Source organism: Butyrivibrio sp. XPD2006, assembly GCF_000420865.1.
Classification (GTDB): domain Bacteria; phylum Bacillota; class Clostridia; order Lachnospirales; family Lachnospiraceae; genus Butyrivibrio.
Map to the genome: position 1 here is coordinate 34,423 of NZ_ATVT01000001.1, position 13,190 is coordinate 47,612.

The 13,190-nt window shown below is 41.6% G+C and carries 11 protein-coding genes; all 11 read left to right on the plus strand.

Going from position 1 to position 13,190, the window contains the following annotated elements; all coding sequences use genetic code 11:
- Positions 1-69 precede the first annotated feature (69 nt).
- The 11 genes from G590_RS17840 (at position 70) to G590_RS17855 (ending at position 13,126) form a co-directional block, all read left to right on the plus strand.
- Positions 70-1,482, plus strand: coding sequence for an MATE family efflux transporter (locus tag G590_RS17840; protein WP_022763656.1), 1,413 nt, complete (start codon positions 70-72; stop codon positions 1,480-1,482).
- A 16-nt stretch (positions 1,483-1,498) separates the two neighbouring features.
- Positions 1,499-2,149, plus strand: a complete 651-nt coding sequence (locus G590_RS0100255) for a DUF6796 family protein (RefSeq protein WP_022763657.1) — start codon at positions 1,499-1,501, stop codon at positions 2,147-2,149.
- Between the two features lie 33 nt (positions 2,150-2,182).
- A complete protein-coding gene (locus G590_RS0100260) occupies positions 2,183-2,893 on the plus strand; it encodes a response regulator transcription factor (protein ID WP_022763658.1) in 711 nt (236 codons plus the stop codon).
- A gap of 31 nt (positions 2,894-2,924) precedes the next feature.
- Positions 2,925-3,923: a sensor histidine kinase gene (locus G590_RS0100265; RefSeq protein ID WP_022763659.1), complete on the plus strand. Its 999-nt coding sequence runs from the start codon at positions 2,925-2,927 to the stop codon at positions 3,921-3,923.
- Between the two features lie 124 nt (positions 3,924-4,047).
- Entirely contained in the window at positions 4,048-4,743 is a 696-nt protein-coding gene (locus G590_RS0100270) for an ABC transporter ATP-binding protein (protein ID WP_022763660.1), read from the plus strand.
- Entirely contained in the window at positions 4,740-7,319 is a 2,580-nt protein-coding gene (locus G590_RS0100275; protein WP_022763661.1) for an ABC transporter permease, read from the plus strand. The genes G590_RS0100270 and G590_RS0100275 overlap by 4 nt, the downstream gene beginning before the upstream one ends.
- A gap of 135 nt (positions 7,320-7,454) precedes the next feature.
- Positions 7,455-9,080, plus strand: a complete 1,626-nt coding sequence (locus G590_RS20215; protein ID WP_022763662.1) for a histidine kinase N-terminal 7TM domain-containing protein — start codon at positions 7,455-7,457, stop codon at positions 9,078-9,080.
- A 16-nt stretch (positions 9,081-9,096) separates the two neighbouring features.
- Positions 9,097-10,407: an ABC transporter substrate-binding protein gene (locus tag G590_RS0100285; RefSeq protein ID WP_022763663.1), complete on the plus strand. Its 1,311-nt coding sequence runs from the start codon at positions 9,097-9,099 to the stop codon at positions 10,405-10,407.
- A gap of 13 nt (positions 10,408-10,420) precedes the next feature.
- Positions 10,421-11,251, plus strand: a complete 831-nt coding sequence (locus G590_RS0100290; protein ID WP_022763664.1) for a sugar phosphate isomerase/epimerase family protein — start codon at positions 10,421-10,423, stop codon at positions 11,249-11,251.
- 20 nt (positions 11,252-11,271) lie between these two features.
- A complete protein-coding gene (locus G590_RS20220) occupies positions 11,272-12,324 on the plus strand; it encodes a glycosyltransferase family 32 protein (protein WP_022763665.1) in 1,053 nt (350 codons plus the stop codon).
- A gap of 19 nt (positions 12,325-12,343) precedes the next feature.
- On the plus strand, positions 12,344-13,126 hold the full coding sequence (locus G590_RS17855) for a biotin--[acetyl-CoA-carboxylase] ligase (protein WP_022763666.1): 783 nt from the start codon (positions 12,344-12,346) through the stop codon (positions 13,124-13,126).
- The last annotated feature ends 64 nt before the right edge of the window (positions 13,127-13,190 follow it).

Below are 13,190 nucleotides of genomic sequence, written 5' to 3' on the forward strand. Positions count from 1 at the left end.
TTATTTGGTGATAATGTAATGATTGTGGGATGGTGAGCGATCAGATTAGAGTTAGGGAGAATTAATGTGATGGAAAAAACGAATGAGATTTTTGGAGATGGAAAATTTTATAAAAATGTGCTGGCGATAGCAGTACCTATAATGCTTCAGCAGCTCATACAAAGCATGGTATCACTTATAGATAATTTTATGGTTTCAGGACTTGGTGATATATCAATGTCTGGTGTAAATATTGCAGGTCAGGTGCTTTTTGTGTTTATGGTTTTAATTAACACGATCACCATGACCGGAGGAATATTCCTTACGCAGTTTTTCGGTGCAAAAGACCATGGCGGAATGCAGCAGGCGTTTATGTTTAAACTTCTTGCAGGATTTGTGGCGCTCATTCCATACCTTATGGTGTGCCTTGTATATCCAAGAGAAATCCTGTCACTTATGGTTATTGGAAACACACAGGCGCCTCTTATTCTTGATGAGGCAGTTCCATACATACGAATTATGTCTGTTGTAGGAATTCCAATGTGCATTTCTATGAGCATTGCCAGTTCACTTAGGGATATGGGAAAAGTTAAAACACCTCTTATAGTAACAGTTATTGCTACACTTACAAATACGGTATTCAACTACCTTCTTATCTATGGAAATTTTGGATTCCGTGCACTTGGGGTACGAGGAGCTGCTTATGCAACTGTTATAGCCAGAACACTGGAGTTTGTAATATTTGTATGTATTTATTTTAAAAGCAGACCTGATTTTTCAATTCGCTTTAACAGAGATTTCATGGTAGATGGAAAGCTGTTTAAAGAAATAATAAGAAAAGGCGCTATGATGCTGTTTTGTGAGATGACCTGGGTTCTTTCAGAAACATTAACGACAGCTATCTATAACGGAAGAGGAGGAGCAGATGTGGTTTCAGGTATGGCATCGAGTTTTGCCATAGCTAATCTGTTTTTTGTAGCATTTGGCGGAATCTACTCTGCAACTACTGTAATAATTGGAAAAACCCTTGGCGAGGGAAATCTTGAAAAAGCCCGCAGAGAAAAAACATGGCTATTATCAGGAGCTGTCGTATTTGGCGTTGCCATGACTTTTGTCGGATTTGCTACAACACTTATCATTCCTGTTGTGTTTGGAAAGCTAAGTCCGAGTGCTATTGCAATTTCAAGGAGCATGGTAATACTTATGGCATTCTTTATGCCTGTATGGGTACTTGTAAACGCACAGCAGGCCATTGCAAGATCCGGTGGCGATACGAAGATGGGCGCATATGCAGATGCCGGAATAACAATAGCGGTCATGCTTCCTATGCTTTTCCTGCTTGCAAGATATACCGATATCGGGCCGGTACAGATGTACCTTTGCGTAAAGCTTCTGGACATTGTAAGGACTCTTATATTCCATTTCTGGCTGAAGAAAGAGCGCTGGCTTAATAATCTTGCAGGTGAGCATCAGTCAGAGCCACTCGTACAGAAGGCTTCATAAAGTATTGGAGGAGAAAATGAATACTATATTGGCAGTAATTGGAATTATTGGCGGTCTTATCTGTGCTGTAGCAGATCTTTTGCTGGATTTAAAAGGACCACAGAATAAGAAACTCGGGAAAATGGGAATAATCGACAGTGAATGGGAAAACATGGCACATTGGAGGTTTGTATGGTCGGCAATTTTAGCGATGTTTGCAGTGCCTATGTACTCCTGCGGATTCATTGCAGTGATGATGACACTCCATAAGGGGCATCCGGTAATTGCAACAGTTCTCACAGTCATATTCCTGATTGGAGCCATGGGTGGATTTATGATTCATACATTCCTCTGCCAGCAGCCGACTATATACCGAAAGATCATTGCAAAAGCTGATCAGAAACTGGCTGAAGATGTGATCCAGTCAACCTTTAAGCAGATTTATGTTCCGTTTTTCGCACTTTATTCAATGCTGGTCATTATTCCGGCGATCGCTGTCATAGTGCTTATTATTATGGGCTTTATCAATGCTCCAATATGGTGCGTGATATTAAATCCGGTAGTTTTCCAGCTCGTTGGTTTTTTGTTCAGGGCGACTAAACTGGATATCTTTATTGATGCACCAAGCTGTTGTGCTGCAAGCCTGGGACTTGCTTCATATGGATTATTAGCACTACTCTGCGTATAATCTTTATATATAGATGAACAAGGAGCACATGAAATGAAGCTGTTTTTACTTGAAGACGATGACGCAATTGGAATGGGGCTTAAGTACTCTCTGGAAAAAGAGGGCTATGATGTTGTCCATATGAAGACCAAGGAAGAAGCGCAAGACGCCTTTATCATAAATACATTTGATATATGCATCCTTGATATAAATCTTCCGGATGGAAATGGATATGATGTCTGCAAATTCATCAAAGAAAAAGAGGATGTTCCGGTAATCTTTCTGACAGCAAGCGATGCAGAAGTAAACGTGGTCATGGGCCTTGAGATGGGTGCAGATGATTACGTGTGCAAACCCTTCAGGATCAATGAGCTTATGGCCAGGATAAAGACTGTTCTTAGGAGAAGTGGCAAAGGGGTGGCTAATTCCGGAGCGGAGAGAAGCGGGATCCTTGAAATAAAAAACGTCCGCATTCATACTGGAGAAGCCAAAGTTGGCTTATTGGATGAGTCCACTGAAAAAGAGGAAATGGTTGAGCTTACTGCCCTGGAATACAGATTGCTGTTAGCATTTTATAATAACAGGGGCGTTGTCATGTCAAGAAGCCGGCTTCTTGAAGAGATGTGGGATGTGAGCGGAGATTTTGTCAATGACAATACTCTTACTGTCTATATAAAAAGACTCAGGGATAAGATAGAAAAAGATCCGGCTAACCCTCAGATCATTAAAACTGTCAGAGGACTTGGGTATATACTTGAAAAGTAACATAGAGTTTGCATGAGTGGGGAATTGCAGGATGTTCAGAAATAAGGAATTCAAGTTTATGTTTATTACGGCAGCTGTATTTACAGCTGCTCTTTCTGTATGTGGATATGCTATCTGTGGTATAGCTGCATTTTTTCTGATATTGCTACTGGGAATGGGCATTACAACAGGCTTTGTGATAATAACTAGGCGAAGATATGCTGCCATCGACCGGCTGAACTCATATCTTGTGAGAGTTCTTGCCGGAGATGAGGCTCCCGGCATTCTTGATCAGGAAGAGGGCGAACTGTCACTTCTTAAGACAAACATCTACAAGGCAACATCTACTCTTAATTATCAAAAAGAGCTTTTATCAAAAGATAAGCTGGCACTTTCAAATGCCATAGCAGATATCAGTCATCAGCTCAAGACTCCTCTGACATCCATGATCGTCATGAACGATCTTTTAAAGACAGAGGGTGATGAAGGGAAACGAAAAGAATTTCTTACAACACAGTCAAATCAGCTGGACAGGATGAGCTGGCTTATTCAGACGCTTTTAAAATTATCAAAGATCGATGCAGGGACCATAACCATGAAGCCTGAACAAATACAGGCTGAGCTCCTTGTTCAGGAAGTCATAAAAGCCTTTGAAATTCAGATGGAACTTAAAAATATCAGCTGTAAAAAGAAGATCTCTGATATTTCTTTTAACTGTGACAGAAACTGGACTATAGAAGCGCTTCAAAATATTGTGAAAAATTGCATTGAACATATGGAGAGTGGGGATGTGCTATCTATAAGTACGTCGGATACCAATATCTACAAGGAGATCACAATAGAAGATACAGGCTGCGGAATAGCAGGGGAAGACCTGCCGCATATTTTTGAAAGGTTCTATAAAGGGAAAAACGCCGGGAAGGACAGCGTTGGTATAGGGCTTGCTCTTTCAAAGACCATTATTACCAGCCAGCATGGCGACATTATTGTTGAAAGCACCGAAGGAGTGGGGACAAAGTTCTCTGTGCGGTTTTATAAGACGATCATTTAAGGGCGAAACATTGAAATTGGGTAATATTACAGAATTGTTATGAAAAAGTCACGGGATTGTAAGCATGGAAAACTAAACTTTTCTTAGACAATGAAAAATGTTTAAGAAGGGAGACAAAACAAAAATGAACATTTTGGAGATCAAAAACCTTTGCAAAGTTTATGGAACAGGAGAGACAAGAGTTGATGCTCTTAAAGATGTCTCTTTTGATATAGAACAGGGAGAGTTTGTGGCAATCGTAGGCCCTTCCGGGTCTGGCAAATCCACACTGCTCCATATTCTTGGCGGGGTTGACGTCCCTACATCGGGAAGCTGCAACATCGCAGGAACGGACATCGGAAAACTTGATGAGACCAAGCTTGCGATCTTTAGAAGAAGAAACATCGGACTTATTTATCAGTTTTACAACCTTATTCCAATCCTGAACGTGGAAGAGAATATGACACTTCCGATTTTGCTGGATGGGAAAAAGCCTGATAAAAAGCTCCTTAATGACCTTGTGGAAAAGCTGGGATTAAAAGAGAGATTATCACATCTTCCAAATCAGCTCTCCGGTGGTCAGCAGCAGAGAGTATCAATAGGAAGGGCACTTATGAACCATCCGGCTCTTCTTCTTGCAGACGAGCCCACAGGTAACCTGGATTCTGAGAACAGTAAGGAGATCATTTCGCTTCTACGAAAGTTCAACAAGGAAAACAACCAGACGGTTATCATCATCACACATGATGAAAAGATCGCACTTTCCGCTGACAGAGTTATCACCATCGAGGATGGCCGGATAACAAGGGATTCAAAGAAAGAAGGGGTGATGGCATCATGAATATTGTATCAACCCTGACACTTAGACACCTTCTTGGAAACAAGAAAAGATCGGTGGTAACAATACTTGGAATCGCGGCATCAACGGCACTTATAAGCGCCATTATTTTGGGTGTATTTTCTTTCTTTAAGTTCTTTGGTTATCTGTCAATACAGTCTGACGGAAACGTACATGCTCAGTTCAGTGAGATCACGTATCAGCAGTACGTATCACTGTCAGAGGATGACAGGATTGAAAGCGTTGGCCTGTGCGATACAACAGAGCAGAAAACTGGTGTAAGACTTAATAGCGGCAGAGAAGAGCGCTTTAGCATTGGAAATATTGAGCAGGCAGATCCTGTATATATGTCAATGAGGGTAATATCAGACTATGATGGAGTCCTTCCAAAGAATTCCTCCGAGATAGCAGTTGAAGAGCAGTTCCTTATTGATAATGGCCTGGAGGATCTTAAAATCGGAGATACCCTTACCTTTGAGCAGGGCTACAGATATATGTACGATGAGCAGGGTAAATTAGTATACCTGGGAGGAAACTACAGGTCAGATGAACAGTTCAAGGCGCTGTCCACTGAGACCTGCACAGTGACAGCAATTCTTCACGGCAACAAACCTACCGGAAGCTGGGATATTATAAGATGCCTGGATGAAGGCTATTTTCCTGACTCTGAAAAGGCCCAGGTGGTAATCTTGCTAAAAAACTGTAACCATACAGCGCTTAAGCAGATCAAGCACATCATCGCAGATCATGAGATCCAAAAGTACGATCTTAATACAGAGTATCTGCTTAGCTGCTTCGCTTTTGAAGGAAGCGGAGGCTCTTACAGGTCATTTTTCGTAATGATGGCAGTTGCACTTGCGATCGTGATCGCTACATCAGTCATTCTGATCTTCAATTCCATAGGTATGTCTCTTACAGAGAGAATGCGCTATCTGGGAATGCTTGCCAGCGTCGGAGCCACAGCAAGGCAAAAGAGATCCTCAATTTATTTTGAAGGACTCATTCTGGGAATCATTGGTATTCCTTTGGGACTATTGTGTGGCTACATTGGAACCAGGATCACCCTGGCATTTCTTGGAAGGAGGATCCTTGAAGCTGACATTTTTGTAGGCGCAGAGGGGATGAGGGGCAGTATACCTGTAGTATGTGAGCCTCCTGTAATTGCAGCGATCGTGTTTTTTGCAGCTCTTACAATACTTATTTCAACCTTTGTTCCAGCCATCAGGGCAGCCAAGGTTATGCCTATTGATGCCCTCAGGCAGAGCAACGTGGTAAAAGTAAAAGCAAAGGGGCTTCGTGTGAATCCTCTAATCCGCAAGATCTTTGGATATGAAGGGGAGCTTGCTTACAAAAATATAAAAAGAAATGGTGTAAAGGGAAAAGTTATTACCGCTACCATCGCGGTTTCGGTGATCTTGTTCCTTACGATCAACTTTTTCTGTAATTCAATTGCAAGAGCCAATCAGTATGAGGTTGATTTTCCGTATCAGGTTGTAGCATCCTGCCTGCTTTCGGAAAGTGACAAACTTAGGAGCGAAATAGAGCAGATAGAAGGCGTTGATGATGTTTACAGCGCCGGTATGATACAGTTTTTGTTCAGAAAGTCCCCTGAGTCACATTACGAGCTGGCAAACACAGATATCGCTGATAAAAAGTTCCTTTCGCGTGGATTTGTTGACCTGAAATTAGACTGCATGGATGTGGTTATAGCTGATGATGAGGATTTTGATAAGATCCTTACAGATAATGGGCTTGAAAGGGACGAATACTATGGCGATACCTTAAAAGGTGTTCTGCTCAATGACTATTTCCGTGAAAATAAGCCCAGCGAGGTATTCAATGATAAGATCCTGGGACAGGTTCTTCACTATGATAAGATGCAGGGAAATCCACCAGCTATAGAGATTGCAGCACTGGTAAAATATGACGGAAATAACAAGATCTATAACATGACACCTAAGACCAATATTGCTGTCTATGTGCCTGCCTCCATGTATTTTGAAAAAGCAAAAGAAGTTCTTCCCGAAGATATGCTCGTTCTGGATCTGGGAGTTGAAACCTCACGTCCAGAAGAAGTCCTTGAAAGGATATATTCAATTTTGGAAGAGGGCGGATACCACAATTATTACAGTTCAAACCTTTACGCTTCAATAAAGGCTATGGACGCTATCACGCTGATGCTCAAGACAGCTATGTATGGGTTCACTATTCTTCTTACCCTTATAGCTATTGCGAATATCGTTAACACGATCTCAACGGGAGTGCTCCTTAGGAGAAAAGAGTTCGCCATGTATAAATCTGTGGGCCTTGACAATACAGGGTTTAAAAAGATGATAAGACTTGAAACGCTTCTTTACGGCATAAAGGCGCTTATTTGGGGACTTTCAATATCTCTTTTGCTCAGCTACATTATGTACTCGACCTTCGATATGAAGCTGCTTACCTTCGATCCTGACTGGCTCATATATGGTGTCACAATGATCGCAGTCTTTGGAATTCTGGGCATCAGTATGGCTCTTAGCATAAGCAAGATCAAGGATGATAACATCATAGAAGCCCTTAAGGAAGACGCGGTATAACAAAACTAAATAAATCAGTGTAAAACGGACCCAAATCAGTGTATGATTGGGTCTGTTTTTTCTCGAATGATAGAGTATTATGGAATGGAGGGTAATGAACTGCATGCATGTGTATGGAATGAAGGATAAACAGAAATGACTATGAGGGAATTTCTTTTAGCAGCGATAATACTTAGCATATTTGCTATGCTTTTTGAGGGGGTTGTTGTATTTAGAAACCTCAAGAACAAGCTTCATGCATATCTTTTTCTCAACTGCATCACAATGCTGGTCAACAATACCGGATATCTTCTGGAGCTTCTTTCAAAAACTGAAGATGGCCATATTGCTGCTCTAAAGTTCTCGTATGCAGGTAGAGCGTTTATTTTATTTTCCATTATTATGATTTCTGCTGAGCTGTGTCACATTTCGATTCCGAAGTTCCTTGTAAGAGCATTACTTCTAATTGATGTGTTTGTTTATGCCATCATTTTTACATTTCAGAACCATAATCTATACTATTCCAAAATCTGGTACGACAAGACCGGTATGTTTCCGGTTCTTTTGCAGAGAGCCGGTATAGTACATAAGGCGTTTATGCAGTATCAGGCTGTTGTCATTGTGATCGTTTTAGCAATGCTGTTCAGATCCATAAAATATCACAAGGGTAAAATTGCCAAAAGGCGTGCCGTTATCATTATCGGTGGATTCCTCATTGCGTCAATTCTCTATTTGTTCCAGATTGCACATGTTTTCTTTATTACATATTACTTTGACTTAACTGTTTTTGGAAATGTTGCGATCACTATTTCCATGTTCATAGCCATATTCAGATATAACCTTCTTGGGGTCATTGATATGGCCAGAGATTATATTGTGGACAGGTTATCAGAGGGAGTTATTGCTCTTGATGTTGACGACAAGCTTCAGTATTACAATGAGCATGCAAAAGAGCTTTATCCTGATATTACCAAAGATCCAATGAGTGTCGTTAATACCTTAAGAGAAGCAATCATTAAAGGCGATACCATTGAGATTGGCGATAAGTATTACACACCTGAGGAAAAAGAGCTTTCGGCAGATGGAGAAGTTATCGGAAAGCTCTATGCACTGGTTGACTCAACAGTACTTAAGCAGAGGGAGTATCAATTAAAATCGGATGCAGCTATTTTGGAAATGGCTACAAACAGCATGAAAGAGCGTCTGAATGCTACAGAGGAGATCCTTCGGCAGGACAGAGCTATGCGCCATGACAGGAGACACTTTGAAGCGCTTATCTTATCTCTGATACAGGACGGAAAAGTGGATGAAGCCAAAAAATGTCTTGAGGAGCGTATGTCTCAGGAGCCTAGGGGAAGCAGAAGCTTTTGCGAGAATACTACTGTCAATGCAGCGCTTATGCACTATGTAGCCATTGCAGAGAGGAATAATATAAGAGTAAAGGTATCTGCCAATATTCCTCATAATGTTGGTGTTGATGAGATGCAACTGGCTATTGCCATTAGCAACTTACTTGAGAATGCGATCCATGCTTGCGACAAGGTCCCTGAAGCCGAGCGTTTCATAGAAGTTTCTGCCAAATATAAGCAGCAGCTTCTTTTGGAGATATCAAATTCCTGTAGTGGGCCGGTTAAGCTTGATGAAGATGGGCATCCGATTGCTTCAGAGGACGGCCATGGAATCGGAACCAGAAGCGTTCTTGACTTTGTGAATAAGACAGGCAGCAATATCAGATATATAGCTGAAAATGATATTTTTAAAGTACGCATGTTAATTGGATGATGCGAGGAAATCGTTTATGAGAAAAAGTGCTCTGTGTATTTTGGCTATGATCATATGTTTAACTACTCTTTCCGGATGTGAACCAAAAGAGCAGGATGGGAAAACAATCATAACCTTTCAAACCTGGAATCCGGCAGATTACGGACCGGATAGTCCGATATACAAGATCATAGACTCGTTTGAAAAAGAGAATCCCGATATAGAGGTCAAATATGTTTTTACCAGATCAGATGCATATCAGGAACATATGCGTGTAGAACTGATAGATGGTGATGGACCTGACGTATATGGAATAAGTACCGGTTCTGCCTTTGATACATTCAGGATCTTTGAGGAGAATCTGACTCCTTTTTGTGAAAGAGAATGGGGAGAGAATTGGCAGGATAAATTTCTTGATTCATGTCTTGATAGAGTAAGTGATTCAAAAGGTAAAATCTATGGACTTCCTCTTGGACAGACTTATGCCGGATATATGTGGGCAGATGTAAATATGTTAAGGCAATATGGATGCGAAGTTCCGGTAAACTATCAGGAAATGAAGGAAATCTGCCGTATTCTTCGTGAGAACGGGCAACTTCCCTTGGCGATTGGCGCCAAGGATTCATGGATGAATCTTGATATGTGGATGTCTATCGCGGCGGATTGTGACAGAGATACTCTATACAATGCTATAGAGGGTAAGGCAAGCTTTGAATCAGAGCCTATAATAGAGTCCTTTAAGATATGGCAGGACTGCTTTGAGGGCGGAGTGTTCCAGGACAAAGCTATTAAAATGCCAATCTACGATACTGTTAATGACATGTTCCAGCGTGAGGGCAGTATATCCATGTTCACCAACGGATCCTGGGCCATGAACATGTATACTGTAAGCGATGAGAAAACAAGGGCTGTTTTTGATAAAGAGGGTGCAGACCACGATGTTTTCCTGATCGACTGGAATGGCGATGGGAAAAAAGCCCCTGTAACAGCAAATCCCGATGTGGTCCTTTGCATGAACCCTGAGTCAACGCAGAAAGAAGCGGCTTTCCGCTTCATGGACTATCTGGTAAATGAAGGACAGGACCTTTTAGTCAATCAATATCTTGAATATATGCCATCCAGAGCTGATATGGAACTAAGCGTCAAGGGGCTTAGCGAGGATGGCCAGAAAAACCTTGAAGTGATAATTGAAAACGGCAAAAACAATGTTGCAGGGCCAAGAGGAATCAAGTATGAAGACCTGAGCCTTGCAGTATGTCATGCGCTTGAGGAGCTTGCAACAGGGAAAATAACTCCTGAAGAAGCCGCCGGTCAGGTTGAGAGAGTATCTAAGGAAACAATACGATAATGGGGAGTGATGTATGATCCAGTTTGGAATGCCAACACTTATTGAGAACAAAACTCTGGAGGACAATATTAGTCTTTGCAGTAGTCTTGGACTCAAATTTATAGAATTAAACATGAACTTTCCTGAATATCAGGTTGACGAATTGGAGCAGACTGATCGCCTTATTGAACTCGCGGATAAGGCAGGGATCTACTATACAATTCATCTTGATGAAAACCTGAACATTGCAGATTTTAACCGTCTGGTTTCGGAAGCATATCTTGAGACAGCGAGGCGTTCTATTGAGGTGGCAAAAGCTCTTTTACCGCTGCGTGACCTTTATGGTGATGCGAGCCAGCCCCTCACTCTCAACATGCACATGCACCATGGTATATTCATCACTTTACCTGATCGCAAAGTGCAGATGTATGACCGGGATTTTGATACCTACATGAAGTCATTTTCTGTATTTCGCGAAAAATGTGAGGAGTGGATCGGGGACAGCGATATCATGATTGCTGTGGAAAACACAGACGGATTTCGGGATTATGAAAAGAAAGCGATCGAGTTTTTGCTGGAGAGTCCAAAGTTTGGGCTTACCTGGGATATAGGTCATTCAAAGGCCACAGGCGAAAAAGATGTTCCCTTCATAATGAGTCATAAGGATCATTTGATCCATTTCCATATCCATGACGGATCAGAGGTTCCGCCCAGGAATCATCTGGCTCTTGGAGACGGAGAAATTGATTTAAAGGAAAGGCTCAGTCTTGCCGAGCAGACAAATGCACGATGTGTTCTTGAAACCAAGACCATTGATGCTTTGAAAAAAACAACTATTTGGTTAATGGAGAAATGGTATGAATAATAGGGGCTGTTGGCAGGTCAATGAAAATAATCGAATACTTTGAAGCATTAAAAACAAAAGATATTGTTTGTTTGGGTAGTGGTAAGCATTTTAGAAATATCACCTGCCCTTTTTTGCGTAGAAGCGGTCTGATAAACAATTTCAAGGGAGTTGTCGAAAAAGAGGAGCTCTATGAGATGGACGTCGACAAGACAATTATTCTGATCGCTGTAGCGGGTTATGAAGAGATCCTCTCTCAGCTGAGGGCCGATAGGCGTTTGGCAGGGTTTGGTGCTGTTCCGTCTATTTTTCTGGAATCACTTTATGAGGATATACTTCTTTTATCGGCTGATAAGCCACCTGTGAATTATCGAAAGCATAACAAACCAATGATTCCCAAGATAATCCATGCAATCTGGTTTTCAGGGGATCCTATGCCTGAGCTGTATCTGAAATGCCTTGGATCCTGGAAGAAGTATGCGCCTGATTATGAGATAAAAATCTGGAATCTGGAGTCATATAAGCCGGATCATTGTCTTTTCTTTGAACAGGCTATAGAGAATAAGAATTGGGCATTTGCATCGGATTATACCAGGGCAGACCTGCTTCGCAGATATGGTGGTATTTATATGGATCTTGATGTGGAGATGCTTCGTTCCATTGATGATCTGTTGTACAATGATGCCTATATGAGCTTTGAGTCTTTGGGACGAATTGAATGCGGCTCCGGAATGGGTGCCAGGCCGGGGCATCCAATCATTCAGGAAATCTGTGAGAGCTATGAGAAAAGACCATACTTTAAGCCTGATGGGACCTGGGACAATTCCACATGTCCGGTGCGTTACACGCAGGTCATTGAGAAGCATGGCCTCAAAAAAAACGGCGGTTTCCAGTCTGTTGAGGATATCACTGTTTATCCATTTGAAGTTCTGACAGGCAAAAGCTTTGATACCGGGATCATCTACAACACGCAGTTAAGCTACACCCTTCATCATCACAACGGAAGCTGGATCCCGGATCCTGCGCATCGTTCGATGTGTGAACGATATGAGAAGATTCAAAGGTTTATTGAATCTAAGAATATAACAGTGTAATGAGAAGAGGACTTATAAAATGACTACATCAGAAAAAGTACTGTTTATACTTGAATCGAATAAAGACAAATATACATCCGGCGAAGAGATTGCAGGACAGTGCGGCGTTTCCAGAAATGCAATCTGGAAGGCCATTAAGGACCTTCGTGAAAAGGGCTACTGCATTGAGGCAGTCAGTAACAAGGGATATAAGCTGACAAGCGGTAACGACATTATTTCAGTGGAGGGTATTAAGGCATCTCTGCCGGCTGATTACGACAAGGCTGATATTTATGTGTATGAGAGCCTTAAGTCCACAAGTGATAAGGCAAAAGAGCTTGCGGTGACGGGAGCATCTCACGGAACAGTCATAGTTGCTGCGACTCAGACAGGCGGAAGGGGCAGAAAGGATCATTCTTTCTTTTCACCTGAAGGCGGGCTTTATATGAGCATTGTCTTAAGGCCTGATTTTTTGTTCAGTACCGACTATAAAGAAGTTACCTCTTTTGTCGGAAATGCTGTTATCAGTGCTATCAAGGAGCTTACAGGTATCGAAGCCTATATTGACGGTATCAATGATCTGTATGTCGACGGTAAGAAAATATGCGGAATCCTGCTGGAATCCGGAAGCGAGTTTGACTCAGGAACCCTGCAGTGGATAGTTGCAGGGATTGGAATCAACTTTGATTCGGATATAAACAGCTTTCCTGATGACGTTAAAAAAAGAGCATCAAGTCTGTTTGCAAACGGGAAAGCCACAGTGACCAAAAATTCGCTGATTGCAAAGATTATTGTTAATATATTAGATTGTCAACCTAAATGATTTATATGGTTGACAATCTATTTTTGTTGTGTTACCTTCATAAAGGCTTTTTACAAATAACTTT